The sequence below is a fragment of the Stenotrophomonas maltophilia genome (assembly GCF_001274595.1).
GTDB classification, from domain to species: domain Bacteria; phylum Pseudomonadota; class Gammaproteobacteria; order Xanthomonadales; family Xanthomonadaceae; genus Stenotrophomonas; species Stenotrophomonas forensis.
Genome location: NZ_CP011010.1, coordinates 3,005,794 through 3,024,092, shown reverse-complemented (window position 1 = coordinate 3,024,092; position 18,299 = coordinate 3,005,794). Strand labels below are relative to the sequence as shown.

Sequence of the window (18,299 nt, the reverse complement as noted above, 5' to 3'; positions counted from 1 at the left end):
CCGAGAGTAGCGCGCGTTGGCGTTGCACGGCCGTGACGGCCGCCGCCGGGATTCAGCCCAGCTTTTCCTTCAGCACGCGCTGGATCTCGCCTTCGACCATGCCCTTCATCGCCGACAGCAGGAAGCCCAGCTTGGCGGTCACGCGCACGGCGCCCGGCTGCAGTTCGATCGCGCCGTCCACGCCGCTGCCGGAGAAATTCAGCACATCGGCGGTCCACGAGGACTTCAGGCCGAAGCGCTCGGACAGCTTGGCGGCAACCTGTTCGATTGCCGCGCGCGCCTGTGCGTCGGGCAGGGCGTGGGCGTGGCGGACATCGATGGTGGACATGCAGGCTCCTGGCGCAGGGCGGGGATGATCAATGAGGGCGAGCATTGTGCGCATCGAGGGCCTTCGCGCCAAGCACTCATCGCAGGTTCTTCTTCGTTGGCGGCCAACCTGCTAGGCTGCGCCGCGTGCAGAACCTGCTTGTTCACTTCAGTCAGCAACAACAGCCCGACCAGCCCCTGCGGCCCGGGGTGCAGCGCATCGTGCGCCAGGCCAACGGCAGCGTGCGGCTCGGCGACGCCGGCAACGGCGCCCTGCTGCTGGCGCAGTTCTGCATGGACGACCGCGGCCTCTGGCTGCAGGTCGGCAACGGTATCCGCGGCATCCACGTGAACGGCCGGCCGGTGCGCCGGATGGCCCTGTTGCGTGCAGGCGACGCAGTGTATGTGGATGGCGTGGAGATGGTGCTGCAGGGTGAGGTCGAAAGCCTGTTGCAGGCGCCGGCGCCGAAAAACGAAGAGGTCAGCGACGAACAGCAGCGCCTGCTGCGCGGTGTCGGTGGCCTCCATCATGGGCGCGGCTTCAATCTGTCGCGGGCCCGCCTGATTGGCCGCGGCAGCGAGGCCGACATCGCCATCGATGACCCGGCGTTCGCCGAGCAGCACGCCCGCGTAGAAGTGCACGGCGAGCGCGTACTGCTTCGCGACCTGGGCAGTGCCGACGGTACCCGGGTCAACGGCGTGGCCGTGCGCCACTGCTGGCTGCAGGCCGGCGACCAGGTCGTGTTCGATGGCCAGCACCGTTTCGTGCTGGAAGTGCCGCACGACCCGCGCCGTCGGCCGCTGCCGGCCGAGGCCGAGTCCGGCCAGGACGCGGAGCAGGCGCCGGTGCTGCCGGCCGTGCCGCGCAAGGTCCGGCGCTGGCCGTGGCTGCTGGTCAGTGCGCTGCTGCTGGCCGCACTGCTCAGCCTGCTGCTCTGGTTCGGCGCGCGCTGATCTGAACCCTCGGGGGCCGCTCTGGTGGGTGCCGACCTTGGTCGGCACGCTTCTTCGGCGGGCATGACGCCTTGCGGCGTACGCCAACCAAGGTTGGCGGCTACCGGTGCTGTGCGCGCGGCCAATGGATTCCAATGAAACCAAATTTCCCTTGCCGCACTAGGCCGCAAGGCTGGTGCACTGCGGCATACTAGGGGTCTTGCCCCACAGGTGTGACATGACGCGCGCGTTCAACTTCAGTGCCGGCCCTGCAACCTTGCCGGAATCGGTCCTGCGCCAGGCGCAGGCGGAAATGCTGGACTGGCACGGGTCCGGCGCCTCGATCGTGGAAATGAGCCATCGCGGCGCGGAGTTCATGTCCGTGGCGGCCGAGGCCGAGGCCGACCTGCGGCGACTGCTCGACATCCCCGACGACTATGCGGTGCTGTTCCTGCCCGGTGGCGCCACCACCCAGCAGGCGCTGATCCCGCTCAACTTCGCCGCCCCCGGCCAGCGCGCCGACTACGTGGTCAGCGGCCACTGGGGCAAGACCGCGGTCAAGCAGGCCGGTGTCTACGTCGACGTCAACATTGCCGCCAGCAGCGAGGCCGATGGCTACCGCACGCTGCCGCCGCGTGCCGACTGGCAGCTCTCGCCTGAGGCCGCCTACGTGCACATCACCGCCAACGAGACCATCCACGGCGTCGAGTTCCGTGATGTGCCCGACACCGGCAACGTCCCGTTGATCGCCGATTTCAGTTCGTCCATCGCCAGCGAGCCGCTGGATGTGCGCCGCTATGGCGTGATCTACGCCGGTGCGCAGAAGAACCTCGGCCCGGTCGGTATCGCGGTGATGATCATCCGCCGTGACCTGCTTGAACGCAGCGGCCAGCCGCGCGCGGACATCTTCGATTACCGCTCGCACGTTGCCCGCGATTCGATGCTCAATACCCCGCCGACCTGGAATTGGTACCTGGCCGGGTTGGTGTTCAAGTGGATGCTGGCCGAAGGTGGCGTGGCCGAGTTCGCCAAGCGCAACGCCGCCAAGGCCGCCCTGGTGTACGGCGCCATCGACGGCTCCGGTGGCTTCTATCGCAACGAAGTGGCGCATGCGGCGCGTTCGCGGATGAACATCCCGTTCTTCCTGCCCAATGCCGACCTCGATGCCCGCTTCGTTGCCGAGGCCAAGGCCGCCTGCCTGCTGGCGCTGAAGGGGCACAAGGTGGTCGGGGGCATCCGCGCCTCGCTGTACAACGCCATGCCGCTGGCCGGGGCCGAGGCGCTGGTCGCCTTCATGGCCGATTTCCACCAGCGTCACGGTTGAGCAATGAACGGCGCGCACCGTCGGGTGCGTGCCCCGCAACAAGGAACTCCGATGGCAAGCAGCAAATCCAGCAAGAAGGCGCCGAAGAAGGCCGAACCGGCCAAGGGCAGCGCGCCCGCCAGGGCGAAGGGCAAGGCCAAGGCCGCCTCGAACCCGGCACCGACCCTGGCGCCGCTGGCGTTGGCCGATGTGCGCTCGAAGATCGACCAGATCGACCGTGACATCCAGAACCTGATTGCCGAGCGCGCGCGCTTCGCCCATCAGGTGGGCAAGGCCAAGGGCAAGCTCGCCGCCGCCGTCGACTACTACCGCCCCGAGCGCGAAGCGCAGGTGCTGCGCATGGTGGTGGACCGCAACGAGGGCCCGCTCAGCGACGAGCTGCTGGTGCATGTCTACCGCGAGATCATGTCGGCCTGCCTGGCCCAGCAGGAGCCACTGAAGATCGGCTACCTCGGCCCGGAGGGTACCTTCAGCCAGCAGGCCGTGCTCAAGCACTTCGGCCGCTCGGCGCTGGGCCTGCCGATGGCCAGCATCGAAGAAGTGTTCCAGGAAGTGGAAGCGGGCAACGCCGATTTCGGCGTGGTGCCGGTGGAGAATTCGGGGCAGGGCACCATCCAGATCACCCTGGACATGTTCCTGACCTCGAACCTGAAGATCTGCGGCGAAGTGGAACTGCGCGTGCAGCAGTACCTGATGTCGCGCAGCGGCCGCATCGAGGACATCGAGCGCATCTACGCACACCCGCAGTCGTTCATGCAGACCTCGGCCTGGCTGCGCGCCAACCTGCCGAAGGCCGAGAAGATTCCGGTGTCGAGCAATGCCGAAGGCGCGCGCCGTGCGCGTAACGCCGACGATGCAGCGGCCATCGGTGGCGAGAGCGCCGGCCATGTGTACGGCCTGAAGAAGGTGGTCACCAAGCCGATCCAGAACGACGCCGACAACACCACCCGCTTCCTGGTGGTGGGCCGCAACATCTTCCCGACCTCCGGCCATGACCGCACCTCGGTGCTGGTGTTCATCCATGACAAGCCCGGTGCGCTGTTCGACGTGCTCAGCCCGTTTGCCCGCCACGGCATCAGCATGAACCGCATCGAGTCGCGCCCGTCGCACCACGGCAAGTGGGAATACGGCTTCTTCATCGACCTGGCCGGTCATATCGACGACACGCCGATGCAGGCTGCGCTGGCCGAACTGGAAGCGCACTCGGCGCAGATCAAGGTGCTGGGTTCCTATCCGGTGGCCGTGCCCTGAGTGCTGCTGTGGCGGCTGCGGCCGCTGCCCCCTGATGCATCGCCGGCGCTGCCGGCGTTTACGGAATGATCGAACGATGAGCAACGCGCAACACTGGATCGCCCGCAAGGGCCAGCCGCTGCAGGGCAGCCTGACCATTCCCGGCGACAAGTCGGTCTCGCACCGCTCGGTGATGTTCGCCGCACTGGCCGATGGCACCTCGCATATCGACGGCTTCCTGGAAGGCGAAGACACCCGCGCGACCGCGCGCATCTTCAGCCAGCTGGGCGTGCGCATCGAAACGCCGAGCCCGTCGCAGCGCATCGTGCACGGCGTCGGCCTCGACGGCCTGAAAGCACCGGACGCGCCGTTGGACTGCGGCAACGCCGGTACCGGCATGCGCCTGCTGGCCGGCCTGCTGGCCGGGCAGGCGTTTGATTGCACGCTGATCGGCGATGAATCGCTGTCTGGCCGCCCGATGCGCCGCGTCACCGGCCCGCTGTCGCAGATGGGTGCAAAGATCGATACCGAGAGCGATGGCACGCCGCCGCTGCACGTGCATGGCGGCCAGACGCTGCACGGCATCGACTTCGCCTCGCCGGTGGCCAGCGCACAGATCAAGTCGGCCGTACTGCTGGCCGGCCTGTATGCGCAGGGCGAAACCCAGGTGACCGAACCGCACCCGACCCGCGACTACACCGAGCGCATGCTGTCCGCGTTTGGCGTGGACATCGAATTCTCGCCGGGCAAGGCGCGCCTGCGTGGCGGCCAGCGCCTGCGTGCCACCGACATCGTGGTCCCGGCCGACTTCTCCTCGGCTGCGTTCTACCTGGTGGCGGCCAGCATCATTCCCGGCTCCGAGCTGCGCCTGAAGCAGGTCGGCCTGAATCCGCGCCGCACCGGCCTGCTGCATGCACTGCGCCTGATGGGCGCAGACATCACCGAAGAGAATCCGGCCGAGCAGGGTGGTGAACCGGTGGCTGATCTGCTGGTGCGCTACGCGCCGCTGAAAGGCGCACGCATTCCGGAAGCGCTGGTGCCGGACATGATCGATGAGTTCCCGGCGCTGTTCGTGGCCGCTGCCGCCGCCGAGGGCGAGACCGTGGTCAGCGGCGCCGCCGAACTGCGGGTCAAGGAATCCGATCGTCTGGCTGCGATGGCCACCGGCCTGCGCGCGCTGGGCATGCAGGTGGACGAAACCGAAGATGGCGCCACCCTGCATGGTGGTGTGCGCCTGGGCAGCGGCACCATCGAAAGCCACGGCGACCACCGCATTGCCATGGCGTTCGCCATCGCCGGCCAGATCAGCGATGGCGAAGTGCGCATCAACGACATCGCCAACGTCGCCACATCCTTCCCGGACTTCGACGGCCTGGCACGCAGCGCCGGGTTCAACCTGGCCTGAGCGGCCACGTCCGGCGGACGACACAACCCGGTAGGTGCCAACCTTGGTTGGCACGCTTCTCCAGATAAAAAGACGGAGGCCGAAGCCTCCGTCGAAACATCACGAACCCCTCGTCCGCGATCAACGCTGCTCGGTGCGGAAATCCACCGGGACCCGCACCACGCTTGCTACTGCGCGGCCGTCATGCACCGCAGGCTGGAACTTCCAGTTCTGCACGGTGTTGAGCACCGCACGATCCAGGTCGCGGCTGCGCTCGCCACTGCGCGAAACAATCGCAGCATTGGCGACATTGCCGCGGGTATCGACATTCAGGCTGGCGATCACGCTGCCCTGCACGCCACTACGAAGTGCAGCGGCGGGGTAGGTCGGCATGCGGTTGCTGGCCAGCGGGCGCGCTTCACGATTGCGCACCACCGGTGCGGCCTTGCGCTGGCTGGAAGCCGGTGCGGCCTGACGCGCGGCAGGCGCCGCAGCATCGGCAACCGCAGCCTGCTCAGGAGCCGGCAGCATGCGCTCGCCAACCGGTGCCGGCGCCACATCTTCCTGGTTCGAGTGACGCAGCCACAGCAGGGCGGCCGCGAACATCGCCACGATCAGCGCGATCCACATCCACGGTGATGTGGGCCTGTGCTGCAGGCTGGAATCCTGCTGCAGCTGCGGCGAATGGAGGTCTTCGTGGGTGGTGGCAGTCATCGCAAACTCCTTCCGTCAATGGACGACGTGGGCAGTGTTGCCCGAGCCATGGACGAGGAGTGTCAGCGTTGCGTCAACGCAATCGGCAGGGTTCAGTTTGCCTGCCGGCAAGCGTTCAGTTACTGCGTCTTGAAGTCGAACGGCACTTCAATGCTGCCGGGTACGGCCTGGCCGTTGCTCTGCGCCGGAGTAAAGCGCCAGCGGCGCACTGCATCGGTGGCGGCACGGTCGAGCTCGCGTGAGCCGCTGCGCTGGATCACCGTGGCGTTGTTCGGGTAGCCGGTGGCATCCACATCCACGCGCACCACCACGCTGCCGGTCTCACCGGCACGCAGGGCGGCGGCAGGATAGGCAGGCGGCGGCGACTGGCCGGCAATCGGCATCGGCTGGCTGTTGCCGGTGGCCGCCGGCGCAGGGCCCGGTGCAGCCGGGGCCGCTTCCGCCACCGGGGCGGGCGGCGGCGGGGCGGTTTCGACCAGCTTCGGGGCCTCTTCTTCCACCGGGGCCGGCTTGGCATCGGGCATGTCGCTGGAGCCTGCCGCCGCGGCCAGCGGTTCCGGCAATGGCTCCACCTGGGCCGTTTCCTGTGGGGTCTGTGCGGCCGGGTCGGCGCGGAAGAATTCCTTGTCGCGGCCGGTCAGCCAGACCAGCACGAACAGCAGGATGCCCACGCCGAACGCGATGCCGGCGATCTTCAGGGCGTTGCGCGGGATATGCACGGTGAACGACTTGGCGGACGACGAGCGGGGTGCAGACATGGACCGGACCAGTACGGAATGCCCCGATTCTGCCACGGCGGGAATGAACCGGGCGGCAGAAATCCGTATAACAAGCGATAATCCCGTTCCTGATACCCACCACGACACCTGCCATGCTTGATCCAGCCCTGCTCCGCCACCAGCCCGCCGACCTCGCCGAACGCCTGCGCACCAGCCGCGGCTTCGAGCTCGACGTGTCTGCCCTGGAGTCCCTGGAGGCCGATCGCAAGCGCATCCAGGTGCGTACCCAGGAGCTGCAGAGCCTGCGCAACAGCCGTTCCAAGGCCATCGGCCAGGCCAAGGCCAAGGGCGAGGACGTCTCGGCCATCATGGCCGAGGTCGCCGCGTTCGCCGACGAGCTGAAGGCCTCGGAAGTGGCGCTGGACGAGCTGCGCGAGAAGATCGATGCGATCTCGATGGGCATCCCGAATATTCCGGCCGATGACGTGCCGGCCGGGGCCGACGAGAACGACAACGTCGAGCAGGCGCGCTGGGGTACCCCGCGCCAGTTCGATTTCAAGGTGCTGGATCACGTCGAACTCGGCGCCCGCAATGGCTGGCTGGACGGCGAGACCGCCGCCAAGCTGTCCGGCTCGCGCTTCACCGTGCTGCGCGGCCCGATCGCGCGCCTGCACCGTGCGCTGGCCCAGTTCATGGTCGACCTGCATACCGGCGAGCACGGCTATGAAGAGACCAACGTACCGCTGCTTGTCAACGCCGATTCGCTGCGTGGCACCAGCCAGCTGCCGAAGTTCGAGGACGACCTGTTCAAGACCGCCGTGGGTGATTCCACGCGTTACCTGATCCCGACCTCGGAAGTGCCGCTGACCAACATCGTGCGCGACGAGATCGTGGATGCCGGGCGCCTGCCGCTGCGCATGACCGCGCATTCGATGTGCTTCCGCGCCGAGGCTGGCAGCGGTGGCCGCGACGTGCGCGGCATGATCCGCCAGCACCAGTTCGAGAAGGTCGAGCTGGTCTCGATCAGCCGCCCGGAAGACAGCGACGCCGAGCACCAGCGCATGACCCGCTGCGCCGAAGTGGTGCTGGAAAAGCTGGGCCTGCCGTACCGCAAGGTGCTGCTGTGCACCGGCGACATGGGCTTCTCGGCGATCAAGACCTACGACCTGGAAGTCTGGCTGCCGTCGCAGGAGACCTACCGCGAGATTTCCTCGTGCTCGAACTGCGGTGATTTCCAGGCCCGCCGCATGCAGGCCCGCTGGCGCAACCCGGCCACCGGCAAGCCGGAGCTGGCGCACACCCTGAACGGCTCGGGCGTGGCGGTGGGCCGCGCGATGATCGCGGTGATGGAGAACTACCAGAACGCCGACGGCAGCATCACCGTGCCGGAAGCGCTGCGCCCGTACATGGGCGGCCTGGAAACCATCGCCTGACACCCTGATCGGGTGGGTGCCATGCTTGCATGGCATCGCAGTGGCTCTGGTGGGTGCCATGCTTGCATGGAACCGAATCCACGCACGGCGTGGATCTACAATGCCGGTTACATCCACGCCCTGCGTGGATGAACCGCCGCGATCACGCCATGATGCGCACCTTCTCCAACGGCACCCATCCCGGTTCGCCGTTCTCCGGCACGCACCACGCCCAGCCATTGAGCGTGCGTTCCCCGTGCAGCAGCTGCCCGGGACCCACATCCAGTTCCCGCGCGCAGTAGTCCTCCGTGGCAAAAGCGCCACCCTGCGCATCGCGGCCGATCACCGGCGGCGGTACGAAACCGGGCTGCTGTCCCTCGGCTTCGCACAGGAACCAGTCGTCCCAGCCCTCCGGGCCTTCATAGCGTTCGCCCACCACCAGTGCCTGGCCACGGCGCAGGGTGATCGGGTGTGGAAATTCGCTGCGGTGCGCAGCCGTCACGATGTAGTTCATGCCCCCAGCCTAACGCGTCGCCCAAGAAAACGGCCCCGCAATGCGGGGCCGCCGGGGTGGGCCGGGATGGGGGAGGGGATCCCGGCCCTCGTTCAGCGCCCAGACGAGGAGAGAGGGGCGCCGAACGCTGGAACGCGTTATGCCGCGACGGCTTCGGCCACTTCGTGCGACGGCAGGGTGGCCAGCGCGCCGGCAATGGCGTCTTCACGGTGCTGCGGCGAGTAGGCGATGCCTTCGGCACGCACGAACTCGACCTCGTTGATGCCCATGAAGGCGAACACCTGGCGCAGGAACGGCTCCTGGAAGTCGGCCGGCGAGTCGGTGTAGATGCCGCCACGGCTGCTGGCGATGATCACCCGCTTGCCACCGGCCAGGCCCACCGGGCCGTTCTCGGTGTACTTGAAGGTGCGGCCGGCCACGGCCACGCGGTCGATCCAGGCCTTCAGCGTGGACGGAATGCTGAAGTTGTACATCGGCGCGCCGATCACCACGATGTCGGCGTCCAGGAACTGCTGCATCACCTGTTCAGCATCGGTCGCCTCGGCGGCATCGGTCTTGGCCAGCGAACTGCTGCGCAGATGCGGTACCGGATTGGCGTCAAGATCGCGATAATCGACCTGCAGGCCATCGATCTGGCCGGTGAAGCGGGCGACCACGGCGGCCGACAGCTGGCGGGACACGGAGTTGTCGCCAAGCACGCTGGCGTCGAGATGCAGAAGCTTCATGGCAGTCACCTATGTTCTGGGAGGAAGGGGCGGGGTAGCCCCGCCGACGGAGAGAACGATAGGTTGTTGCAAAGGCGGGATAAAGGTGGTTGAATGCCACGTATTGTTCTAGATATGGAACTCGGGCATGCATGACCTGAATGATCTGTACTACTTCGCGATGGTGGTCGACCACGGCGGATTCGCCGCCGCCGAACGCGCACTGGGCATCCCCAAGTCGCGCCTGAGCCGCCGCATCAGCCAGCTGGAAACCGACCTGGGCGTGCGCCTGCTGCAGCGCTCCACGCGCCGCTTTGCGGTCACCGACGTCGGTACCAGCGTGCACCGCCACGCGCAGACCATGCTGGCCGAGGCGCAGGCCGCACGCGAGGTGGTGGACCGCCTCAGCGCGGAACCGCGCGGCGTGGTGCGCGCCAGCGTGCCGGTGTCGCTGGCGCAGATGCAGCTGCCCAAGCTGCTGCCCAGATTCCTGGAGCAGTACCCGAAGGTGCGCCTGCAGCTGAACATCAGCAACCGCCGCGTGGACATCATCAATGAAGGCTACGACGTCGCGCTGCGCGTGCGTTCGCGCCTGGATGACGACGGCAGCCTGGTGATGCGCAGCTTCGGCCAGGTGCAGGAACTGCTGGTGGCCAGCCCGAAGTACCTGGATCGCGCCGGCCGCCCGAAGGACCCGGAAGAGCTGACCCAGCACGTCACCCTCAGCATCAGCGAAGACGAAGCGCGCCAGCGCTGGGAGCTGCATGGCCCGGAAGGCGAAGTGCGCCGGGTGGACCTGCAGCCGCGCGTGGCTGGCTTCGACTTCCCGCTGCTGCAGAGCATGGTGAAGGACGGCTTCGGCATCACCATGCTGCCGGAGACCGTGTGCGCCGATGCGGTGCGCAATGGTGAGCTGGAAGTGGTGCTGCCGGACTGGTCGCTGCCGCAGGGCGTGTGCCACGCCGTGTTCGCCTCGCGCCGCGGCCTGCTGCCGGCGGTGCGGGTATTCATCGACTTCCTGGCCGAGCATCTGCCGCCGCAGCTGGAGGCCTCGCGCCTGGACTGCGGTGGTGCCTGTGAAAAGGCCAAGGAGCGGATCAAGGCCAGTGCACTGGGGGCGTTGGCGGTGGACGCGGGCTGAGGCCTGCTGTGGGAGTGCTGGGTGATGCCCGGTGCCACGCCGGTCTTGGGCAAATCGCCCGGCCGTGCGAGAATACGCGCCCGGCCAGCAGGCCGGGCCGATACGGAGAGATGGCCGAGCGGTTTAAGGCACCGGTCTTGAAAACCGGCGAAGGGTTAAACCTTCCGTGGGTTCGAATCCCACTCTCTCCGCCAGCTCCCGCCAATTGCCCTCTATAGCGCGATATTGCCGCAGATGGCCGCAACGTCATCAAGTAGAATACGCACGGTCGATCACCGTCGTTTCTGTTCTACAGCCCGACATACCAGCGTCTGCAGCGATGATGATCTCGATGGATTGTTCGTGATTCGAAGCGCTCGATGTTAGGCCAGAGGTCGACGACCTTGAAGAATATGGAATGGATGCGGTGATGGCCTGCGATCTGAAACTCCTCATCGACCCGAGGAACATCACATTGACGCCTCGGATGGATACCCCTGAAAAGCCTACACCGTCCTCCAGCACTAGGTATGAGAGGCGATAGCGGCCGTCTGAGGGACGGACACCAAATGAGTATGCAATGGCTATTGGCGAAAGCGCCGGGATTTCAGGCGCTATCCGAAGCAGATCGCGGCGCGATCTTCAACTTCACCTTCCTGTGGAGCGTGTTCTAGGCCCAAGTCATGGGCAATTTCGCGCGCGCCGACCTAATCTGCGCAAAGGTCGACGAATGGTGAGATAGCGGCACGCTCGATGCCGACCAATATGACGTCGAACTGGCCTATTTTCAGCAGCGCTATCACGTCAACGGCGGGTTCACGCACCACTTTCCACACCTCCATCTGCGCCCCACAGACCAGCCCGGTATTGTCCAGTCGGTCCTTGATGGAAGCAACACCGATCCGCGCGATCGGCTCCTCACGGTGATGATGATCGTCTGGCGATTCTGAAACAATCTTTTCCATAGCGAGAAGTGGGCGTACCAGCTTCAGGATCAGCTCTCGAACTTTACGCATGCCAATGCCGCCCTAATGCGACTTCTTGAGCAACATGGGCAGTTGGCAAACTGACGGCACAAATTCCACGCGGCTTCCGCTAGACCGGATCGGTCGCATAGCCCCGTCGCTCGTCTGCCTACCAATGGCTGCATCCTAAGTAATGCCGTCAAGCTAAGCTGAATGTGCTGCCCGGAGATCGCTTACGGTTTTTGCTTGTTAGGGCTGGGACGGCTTCAGTACGATATGGTGCCGCACTTGTTTCTGACTTAGCCTAATCTGAGGATATGCATTTGAGGGACGCTCGTTGACGATTACGCTCGAAGAGGAGCTCCTCACCCATCTCGATTCCGCCATCCCGGAAGGCGAGACCAAGAGCCGCAACATCGACCTGGTGGCCTTCTTCAACGGCTTCGGCTCGTCGATCTGGCCGACGCTCGAGGAGACCGGTCAGCATTTCGGCGGCATCACCCGCGAACGCACCCGTCAGATTATCGCTGCGAACTACCGCGATCGTGTCGGTGCCGAGGACCTGCCTGAGCTGCGCGCCTGCGCCGAACGGATCTCGGCCTTCAGGATCTGGTTCGCCTCCGATCTCGCGAAACTTCTGGTCGATGAAGGCTGGGCCGACGAGGACGCTAACATCCAGGGTGTGCTGAACATGATGCATGGCCTTGGCCTGTGCACCCAGTACGGCCTGTACGACGGCCGCATCACTTCCCTGACCCGTTCTAAGCTCGACGAGGTCGAGGACTACCTGATCCTCGACGACGAGAGCGTCAAGCTCCTCAAGGCCGCGGTCAAGGAGGCGCGGCGCATTCCGGGGCTCGTCGGCTTGGTGGACGTCGCGCATCTCTCGCAAATCGACGTCGAGCTCAAGACGCTGCTTGCAGTCATCCGCCTCCATCCCGAGGCTTGGGTAGGCGAGTCGGGCGGCATCACGCGCTACTGCTTCGAGGATCGTGAGAACGTCCTCGTCAACATGTCCGAGAAGGTCTTCTCCGTCTTCGACCAGGTCGAGATCTCCCGCCTTGCCGCGACACTCGCCAATGCGCTGCGCCGTCGTTCGACAAACCTGTCCTATCCGGACCAAGCAGCCATCGAGCAATACATCCGCGGCTCAAAATTCTTCCAGTGCGGCAAGCGCATGGCCAGATTCGAGGGCGAGACCACCGAGCTGACAGAAATCGAGACCGACCTCGTCGACTTCCTCGAAGAGAACGGCCCGTCCGATTTCGTAACGGTACGCGAGCATCTTGTGTCGCTCGGCTACGGCATCCCTCTGTCCACGAAGACGATCGGCGCGAACGCGTTGGTGAACGTCGACCGGTCCGCTGGACGCAAGCAGTTCGTCTACAGCCTCGTTGGCCGACCCGGGCTATTGGAACGCCAGCCTGTCGACGATGCGCTCACCGACGACGACCGCTATTCCCGCTTCGCGGCGCGCCTCCAGAGAATCGGCGCAATCGGTAGCACGGATGCTGACGTGCAGAGCACGCACCGTCGCGAACAATCGATCCTGTCCAAATACCTCTTCGAAGGCCGCAAGGCACACCGCTGCGCCATCTGCGGCGAAGAGCACGACGTCGCCTCCCTCGTCACGGCGCACAAGAAGAAGCGATCCCTCTGCAACGAGCGCGAGCGTCTCGATCCGCATATCGTCATGCCGCTCTGCGTGTTCGGCTGTGACCATCTCTACGAACGCGGCTTGCTTCAAATCTTTGGCGGGCGAGTGACCGGCGATGCATCGAAGGCAACAGGTGCGGCGACCAAGGCGTTCATCGAAAGGATTGCCGGGAAGCGTGTTTCGGAGGAATGGCTCCAAGGCGGCGACAGCTACTTCCAGCGGTAAGGCTCTACTCCAGATCGAGCAGCGATGGCGGTGCCGCAGCCAACGGTTCCTACGCGTATTTCTGTCTCGCAAATCCGCATTGAACCAGGGAGTACTCTGTGGGCTCTTCCTCGCTTCTGGTAAGCCAATGAAGATCGCTGCACTCATCTCGTGCCTTTTGCTCTGTGCTTCCTTCGCATCTTCAGCATCGGCCCGGCCGTTGGCAGAAAAACGTGAAGCGGACATGGAAATGTCCGGGCGCTCCATTCTCGCCTCGTTGGCCGTACACAAGAGCTCTGGAAGCGCTCCCTGGCCCCTATGCCTGTGCAGGGGCTGATGGTGCCGAGCTGGGTCTTGCCTTGATCGGAAGAAGTAAAAGTCCAGCCGCGCCTTGGCATCTGGCAGGACTGCCACGTTTTCGCATGGATGGCGCACTTTCTGCGGACTACAGGTGCTACCTCGCAGCCCAAGGCAGCTCAGTCGTTCGAGCTACGTCGAAGCTGGATGCCGGGCTTCTGGCAAAGCAATGCCTTTCCGAATTTGCCGCTTTCAAGCAACGGGCTGGCACTGCGACCTTCGACGTGGCGCCTGAGAACATCTGAGATTCAGTCGCGTAGATCGAGTAATCGCTTCGTAAAACCGCTCGGCTGGCCACGTCCGGTGGTGAATGCGACGGTGTCTGAACCGCTCACCCGCTCCCTGTAGAACGGAAGCAGGCCACCTAAGCCGTTCGAGAGGGGGCTGCCATGGGGAGCTCAGTAGCGGCGCGCAGTCTTCGGCTTGTTATGGCACAACGGGTAACTGGAACACGACCGGAACGGCCCATGCGGTCCATTCCGCTCCACAAACACGCCCACCTTGCACACCGGGCATCGTTCCTCATTGATGACCGCGCCTGAAATACCGGTCACTTCCACCGCACCGTCTTTCACCAGCTGATCCAGGAACGGCGAGTGCTTGCCCTGCAGGGTGAACATCGCCACCGAGCGCCGCGCACGCGTCAGCGCTACATAGAACAACCGCCTTTCTTCACTCAGCGGATAGGTATCACCCTCCGGCATCGCCAGCGACAGCACCGGGTCATCCGAGCGCAGGCTCGGGAAGCCACGGTTCACCATGCCCGGCAGGATCACGTAGTCCGCCTCGCGCCCCTTCGAGCGATGTGCGGTCAGGAACTCGACGTCCATCGTGCTGCCAAACGACGTTCTCCACTCCGCAGGCACCGCACTGCGATCGGCCTGATAGCGCCCGAGGATGAAGACCGTCACGCGTCCGTTGCGCCCCTGCGGCACCGCACCGGACAACAGTTGCTGATGCAGCCTGGTGAGGTACTGGCGCACACCGTCCTGCACCTCCTCACGCCGGTTCATCTGGAAGGCCTGCAGCACAGGGCCCATCGCTGGCGTAGCCGAACGAACCGCCTTGGCGATCTGCCCGGGATTGCGACTGATAAAGCGGCTGGACACATCGCACAGTGCCTGCGGGCAGCGGAAGGTCTGCTCCAGTTTCAACACCTGGCCATGTCCCATCCATTCGCGGAATCCGGTCATCACCGAGACATCGGCGCCGGCAAACCGATTGATCGACTGCCAGTCATCGCCCACCGCAAACAGGTGGCGGCCGGGCTTGCTCACCAGTGCACGGCAGAGGCGGGCGCGGGCGCGCGAGGCGTCCTGGAATTCGTCGGCCAGCACCAGGTCGTAGGGCGATGCATAATGTCCCTGCTCCAGCAGGCCGGCGGCCATGTTGAGCATGTCCTCAAAATCGATGCCGCGTTCGTCGGCCAGCGCGTTGTCCCAGGCCTGGAATACAGGGCCGGCGATTTCCAGGAAGCGCCGGTACCGCTCCTTGAACTGGTCCTCGGGCATCTGCCGCAGACGCCCGGCCATGTCGTCCAGGGTCAGGCAGTTGCTCTTTGCATGGGCAATGAAGGTGCGCATCAATCCGATCAGGTCTGCATCCGGCATCGGCTTGGCACCCGCATCGGGCAGCTCGCGGTCCGGATTCGGATCAAGCTCGACACCGCACTCGCCCAATGTCTCCGTCAGGTCATGCAAGGCATGCCCGCTGCGCAGGCCAAAGGAGGTGGTCTCGACCAGCGCAGTGCCGCGCGCCACATGCTGTTGCCGCTTCCAGTGCATGCCCTCAGCATAGTTGGCGAAATGCTTCGGTGGCTGGCCATCGGCATCCAGCGCAAAGTGCTCGTGATACAGCGCTGCGTCCGGGTAATAGAAATCCGGCCGATACTGGCGATGGGTGTCGGTGGCCGTATCAAATTCGTAGCGGCGCTCGTAGTCGTACGCCACGCCGTTGTAGAACAGCCAATCGGCAATGACGCACTCTTCCAGGCTCTTCACCCGCTCGCCCTGCAGAGTGCGGATATACGGCGTGCCGTCGCGGTCGTAGCCATCGGCCATCATCTCGGCGCCGAACGGTGGAAGGTCGCGGCCGAACACCAGCCGGAACATGTCCCACTGGGTGCGGAAGTGGATCGAGCGATCCTTCAGGTCATCCACCAGCTCGGCCAGCTTGTTGAAGCCCTGCGTGGCATCGATGGCCCATTCGGGAATGTCGGGCTTGCGCCCGGTGGCCTTGCCGATGATGGCCAGGCCCAACGCATGGAAGGTCCGCGCCTCGACCACGGTGTCACCCATGCCGAGCCGATCAAAGGAGCGCTGCGCGCGCGCTTCCAGTTCCTTGGCCGCATCTTTGTTGAAGGCGAGCATGACGATCCGCTCTGGTTCGACAAAGCCGCGATCGATGGCATAAGCCGCCTTGGCGACCATCGTGGAGGTCTTGCCAGAGCCGGCCGCGGCCACGACCTGCACGCGGTTGTCGAAGCAGATGACCGCGCGGGCCTGTTCCTCGGTCAGCGGTCTGCTCTCGACCCGGTCCAGGAAGTCCTTGGCCAGGACCAGCTCACGCATGGCCATGGCGTCGTTCGCTTCGGCCCATACGGCAGGCCAATCCAGATGCCAGTCGTTCAGCGCTTCCAGCGCGGCCAGATGGTGGCTGGAGCGCAGGTCGTCATGCACGCTGGCATCGAGGAACAGGCGCTCCAGCTCATCCGGGGAGAGTGGCAGGGCGGGGCGGTCGGCCAGCAGCGCTTGTTGTTGTTCGTGGGTGATCCAACGCCGGCTGGCGTGACCGCGATCGGTCAGTGCGTCCGCTGCACTCAGCCAGGCCTGGATCTGCGCCAGCACGTCCTCGAACAGGCCTTTGCGCCCGCGTGTGCTGCGCGCGGACAGCACGTTCTGCACAGCCGCCGCGAGTTGGGACGCTTGCCGATTGGGCAGCCCGCCCACGGACACAGCCCCACCTTCAGTCTGCAGAGCAACCCGGGCCCAGAACAGCCCCGGGACAACCTGCACGTGATGATCGCCATCCACGTGCTGGCGGTATTGCTCGCCGCCAAGGGTCAGCTCGAGGTGTTCGCCATCAAGCCGCAGCCGCCACAGTGGCGAGCGGGTCACACGCTGGCCCCAGCCCGAGGGGCGCCATTCCATAGACATCCAGATACTGCCTTGCATGCTTCACCGGGCGTATAGCGCCCTTACAGCCCAATGATAAGGGGCCTTGGTGTCGCATGTGGCGCCCGCGCATCTGTCGCGCTGGCTGATGGCGTGTCACGCGTTCACATCCACGACAATCCGCCCACGCACCTTGCCCGGGATGATCTGCTCGTACACGTCCAGCACCTCGGCAAGCCCGATCTGCTGCACGGTGCTTTCCAGCTTCTGCAGGTCCAGATCGGTGGCGAGGCGATCCCAGGCGCGCTGGCGAATGTGCTGCGGTGCGTTCACCGAATCCACGCCGGCAAGGGTGACGTTGCGCAGGATGAAGGGAATGACCGATCCGTGCAGCGCATCACTCTGTGCGAGGCCACACGCTGCCACGGCGCCACGGTACTTGGTCTCTGCAATCGCGTTGACCAGCGTCGGTCCACCGGCCACGTCCACCACGCCGGCCCAGCGTTCCTTGCTGACCGGCCTGTCACGCGGCTCGGAGAACTGCGCGCGGTCGATGATCTCCGCTGCACCGAGGCTGTGCAGGTAATCGGCGTGTTCCGGGCGCCCGGTGGCGGCCACCACGCGATAGCCCAGCCTGGAAAGGATCGCCACCGCAATCGAGCCCACGCCGCCGTTGGCACCGGTCACCAGCACGTCGCCCTTTTCCGGGGTCACGCCCGCGTCTTCCAGTGCCAGCACGCACAGCATGGCGGTATAGCCGGCGGTGCCGATGGCCATGGCATCGCGGGTGGTCAGGTTGCCGGGAATCTTGTTCAGCCACTCACCCCGCACGCGGGCGCGCTGGGCCAGGCCACCGTGGTGGCCCATGCTCAGGTCCCAGCCATTGAGCACCACGCGATCACCGGTTTTGAAACCGGCATTGCTGGATTCCAGCACCACGCCCGCCAAGTCGATGCCGGGAATGAGCGGATACGTGCGCATGACCGGGCGCGAATGGGTCAGCGCCAGCGCGTCCTTGTAATTGAGCGTCGAATATTCAACCTGCACCAGGACGTCGCCATCCATCAGGTTGGCTTCATCGAAATCGACAAGTTCGGTGGAAACTCCATCGTCGGTCTTGCGGGTCAGCAGCGCCTTGAAACTCATGGTGGGGCCTCGCGTTCAGGGGATGGCTCCATGCTAGGCTCGCACCGTTATTGCAACAAGAACGATGGTTTTTCGTAGGTACTATGGTTTTCCGGAGTATGCATGCGTAGCAGGCGTTGGGATGGCAAGAGCGGGTGCGCCGTGGAAGTCACGCTGTCGGTGATGGGCGGCGTGTGGAAGCCGATCATTCTTTTCCACTTGATGACTGGCAAGCGGCGTTTCATGGAATTGACGCGGCGGGTACCCAACGCCACGCAATCCATGCTGACCAGCCAGTTGCGCGAACTGGAGGCCGATGGGGTGGTGATCCGCCACGTCTATGCCGAAGTGCCGCCCAAGGTGGAATACGAACTTTCCGAATTCGGGCGCACGCTGGTGCCGGTGCTGCTGGCGATGCGCGAGTGGGGCGAAACCTATCGCGGGTACCAGAGTACGCGCGGGGACAGTTGAAGGCGGGGAGCCGGTGATGCCGGAAGTGCGGTGAGCCTCCTGCCGCA

The 18,299-nt window shown here is 65.1% G+C and carries 17 protein-coding genes and 1 tRNA gene; 10 read left to right on the top strand and 8 right to left on the bottom strand.

Features of this window, described 5'->3' with window-relative positions:
* Positions 1-52: 52 nt before the first annotated feature.
* The gene (locus VN11_RS13955; protein WP_005417302.1) at positions 53-328 is read right to left on the bottom strand and encodes a polyhydroxyalkanoic acid system family protein; all 276 of its coding nucleotides are present in this window, start codon (positions 326-328) and stop codon (positions 53-55) included.
* A 125-nt stretch (positions 329-453) separates the two neighbouring features.
* On the opposite strand from VN11_RS13955, the gene VN11_RS13950 reads away from it, so the two are divergent.
* The 4 genes from VN11_RS13950 to aroA all read left to right on the top strand — a co-directional run bounded on the left by VN11_RS13950 (position 454) and on the right by aroA (position 5,198).
* A complete protein-coding gene (locus VN11_RS13950) occupies positions 454-1,260 on the top strand; it encodes an FHA domain-containing protein (protein WP_053450180.1) in 807 nt (268 codons plus the stop codon).
* A 217-nt stretch (positions 1,261-1,477) separates the two neighbouring features.
* Complete coding sequence (gene serC, locus VN11_RS13945) at positions 1,478-2,563, top strand: 3-phosphoserine/phosphohydroxythreonine transaminase (RefSeq protein WP_053450179.1); 1,086 nt, start codon at positions 1,478-1,480, stop codon at positions 2,561-2,563.
* A gap of 51 nt (positions 2,564-2,614) precedes the next feature.
* Positions 2,615-3,814, top strand: a complete 1,200-nt coding sequence (gene pheA, locus VN11_RS13940) for a prephenate dehydratase (RefSeq protein WP_053450178.1) — start codon at positions 2,615-2,617, stop codon at positions 3,812-3,814.
* 76 nt (positions 3,815-3,890) lie between these two features.
* Positions 3,891-5,198 carry a 3-phosphoshikimate 1-carboxyvinyltransferase gene (gene aroA, locus VN11_RS13935; RefSeq protein ID WP_053450177.1) on the top strand — a complete coding sequence of 436 codons (1,308 nt, stop codon included), beginning with the start codon at positions 3,891-3,893 and terminating at the stop codon, positions 5,196-5,198.
* Positions 5,199-5,318: 120 nt separating this feature from the next.
* Here the strand turns inward: aroA and VN11_RS13930 are convergent, their stop codons facing one another.
* Both VN11_RS13930 and VN11_RS13925 read right to left on the bottom strand, forming a co-directional pair.
* The gene (locus tag VN11_RS13930; protein ID WP_006452398.1) at positions 5,319-5,891 is read right to left on the bottom strand and encodes an energy transducer TonB; all 573 of its coding nucleotides are present in this window, start codon (positions 5,889-5,891) and stop codon (positions 5,319-5,321) included.
* Positions 5,892-6,010: 119 nt separating this feature from the next.
* Positions 6,011-6,649, bottom strand: a complete 639-nt coding sequence (locus VN11_RS13925) for an energy transducer TonB (RefSeq protein WP_040009559.1) — start codon at positions 6,647-6,649, stop codon at positions 6,011-6,013.
* A gap of 113 nt (positions 6,650-6,762) precedes the next feature.
* Between VN11_RS13925 and serS the strand changes: the two genes are divergently transcribed.
* Positions 6,763-8,043 (top strand): serine--tRNA ligase, encoded by a 1,281-nt coding sequence (serS, locus tag VN11_RS13920; RefSeq protein WP_053450176.1) that lies wholly within the window; start codon positions 6,763-6,765, stop codon positions 8,041-8,043.
* A 142-nt stretch (positions 8,044-8,185) separates the two neighbouring features.
* On the opposite strand, the gene VN11_RS13915 is transcribed toward serS, so the two are convergent.
* Both VN11_RS13915 and VN11_RS13910 read right to left on the bottom strand, forming a co-directional pair.
* Complete coding sequence (locus tag VN11_RS13915) at positions 8,186-8,536, bottom strand: ligand-binding protein SH3 (protein ID WP_053450175.1); 351 nt, start codon at positions 8,534-8,536, stop codon at positions 8,186-8,188.
* 137 nt (positions 8,537-8,673) lie between these two features.
* The gene (locus VN11_RS13910) at positions 8,674-9,261 is read right to left on the bottom strand and encodes an FMN-dependent NADH-azoreductase (protein WP_053450174.1); all 588 of its coding nucleotides are present in this window, start codon (positions 9,259-9,261) and stop codon (positions 8,674-8,676) included.
* Positions 9,262-9,388: 127 nt separating this feature from the next.
* Here VN11_RS13910 and VN11_RS13905 point away from each other — a divergent pair, with 127 nt between their 5' ends.
* Both VN11_RS13905 and VN11_RS13900 read left to right on the top strand, forming a co-directional pair.
* On the top strand, positions 9,389-10,381 hold the full coding sequence (locus VN11_RS13905; protein ID WP_053450173.1) for a LysR family transcriptional regulator: 993 nt from the start codon (positions 9,389-9,391) through the stop codon (positions 10,379-10,381).
* Positions 10,382-10,485: 104 nt separating this feature from the next.
* Positions 10,486-10,575: transfer RNA gene (locus VN11_RS13900), tRNA-Ser, on the top strand.
* A 492-nt stretch (positions 10,576-11,067) separates the two neighbouring features.
* Here the strand turns inward: VN11_RS13900 and VN11_RS22560 are convergent.
* Positions 11,068-11,376 (bottom strand): hypothetical protein, encoded by a 309-nt coding sequence (locus tag VN11_RS22560; RefSeq protein WP_187299774.1) that lies wholly within the window; start codon positions 11,374-11,376, stop codon positions 11,068-11,070.
* Positions 11,377-11,662: 286 nt separating this feature from the next.
* Here VN11_RS22560 and VN11_RS13890 point away from each other — a divergent pair, with 286 nt between their 5' ends.
* Both VN11_RS13890 and VN11_RS22965 read left to right on the top strand, forming a co-directional pair.
* A complete protein-coding gene (locus VN11_RS13890) occupies positions 11,663-13,207 on the top strand; it encodes a hypothetical protein (RefSeq protein ID WP_053450172.1) in 1,545 nt (514 codons plus the stop codon).
* A 164-nt stretch (positions 13,208-13,371) separates the two neighbouring features.
* Positions 13,372-13,788, top strand: a complete 417-nt coding sequence (locus tag VN11_RS22965) for an Imm57 family immunity protein (protein ID WP_367537637.1) — start codon at positions 13,372-13,374, stop codon at positions 13,786-13,788.
* A gap of 153 nt (positions 13,789-13,941) precedes the next feature.
* Here VN11_RS22965 and VN11_RS13885 read toward each other — a convergent pair whose 3' ends face one another.
* The gene (locus VN11_RS13885) at positions 13,942-16,692 is read right to left on the bottom strand and encodes a UvrD-helicase domain-containing protein (protein ID WP_053450171.1); all 2,751 of its coding nucleotides are present in this window, start codon (positions 16,690-16,692) and stop codon (positions 13,942-13,944) included.
* 120 nt (positions 16,693-16,812) lie between these two features.
* A complete protein-coding gene (locus tag VN11_RS13880; protein WP_053450170.1) occupies positions 16,813-17,802 on the bottom strand; it encodes an MDR family oxidoreductase in 990 nt (329 codons plus the stop codon).
* 102 nt (positions 17,803-17,904) lie between these two features.
* Here VN11_RS13880 and VN11_RS13875 point away from each other — a divergent pair, with 102 nt between their 5' ends.
* Positions 17,905-18,252, top strand: a complete 348-nt coding sequence (locus VN11_RS13875) for a winged helix-turn-helix transcriptional regulator (protein ID WP_006452252.1) — start codon at positions 17,905-17,907, stop codon at positions 18,250-18,252.
* Positions 18,253-18,299 lie beyond the last annotated feature (47 nt).

Bases quoted from the DNA above. Each gene is read 5' to 3' on its own strand.
- VN11_RS13955 (WP_005417302.1), bottom strand. From the start codon at position 328: ATGTCCACCATCGATGTCCGCCACGCCCACGCCCTGCCCGACGCACAG.
- serC (WP_053450179.1), top strand. From the start codon at position 1,478: ATGACGCGCGCGTTCAACTTCAGTGCCGGCCCTGCAACCTTGCCGGAA.
- pheA (WP_053450178.1), top strand. From the start codon at position 2,615: ATGGCAAGCAGCAAATCCAGCAAGAAGGCGCCGAAGAAGGCCGAACCG.
- aroA (WP_053450177.1), top strand. From the start codon at position 3,891: ATGAGCAACGCGCAACACTGGATCGCCCGCAAGGGCCAGCCGCTGCAG.
- VN11_RS13930 (WP_006452398.1), bottom strand. From the start codon at position 5,891: ATGACTGCCACCACCCACGAAGACCTCCATTCGCCGCAGCTGCAGCAG.
- VN11_RS13925 (WP_040009559.1), bottom strand. From the start codon at position 6,649: ATGTCTGCACCCCGCTCGTCGTCCGCCAAGTCGTTCACCGTGCATATC.
- serS (WP_053450176.1), top strand. From the start codon at position 6,763: ATGCTTGATCCAGCCCTGCTCCGCCACCAGCCCGCCGACCTCGCCGAA.
- VN11_RS13915 (WP_053450175.1), bottom strand. From the start codon at position 8,536: ATGAACTACATCGTGACGGCTGCGCACCGCAGCGAATTTCCACACCCG.
- VN11_RS13910 (WP_053450174.1), bottom strand. From the start codon at position 9,261: ATGAAGCTTCTGCATCTCGACGCCAGCGTGCTTGGCGACAACTCCGTG.
- VN11_RS13905 (WP_053450173.1), top strand. From the start codon at position 9,389: ATGCATGACCTGAATGATCTGTACTACTTCGCGATGGTGGTCGACCAC.
- VN11_RS22560 (WP_187299774.1), bottom strand. From the start codon at position 11,376: ATGCGTAAAGTTCGAGAGCTGATCCTGAAGCTGGTACGCCCACTTCTC.
- VN11_RS13885 (WP_053450171.1), bottom strand. From the start codon at position 16,692: ATGGAATGGCGCCCCTCGGGCTGGGGCCAGCGTGTGACCCGCTCGCCA.
- VN11_RS13880 (WP_053450170.1), bottom strand. From the start codon at position 17,802: ATGAGTTTCAAGGCGCTGCTGACCCGCAAGACCGACGATGGAGTTTCC.
- VN11_RS13875 (WP_006452252.1), top strand. From the start codon at position 17,905: ATGCGTAGCAGGCGTTGGGATGGCAAGAGCGGGTGCGCCGTGGAAGTC.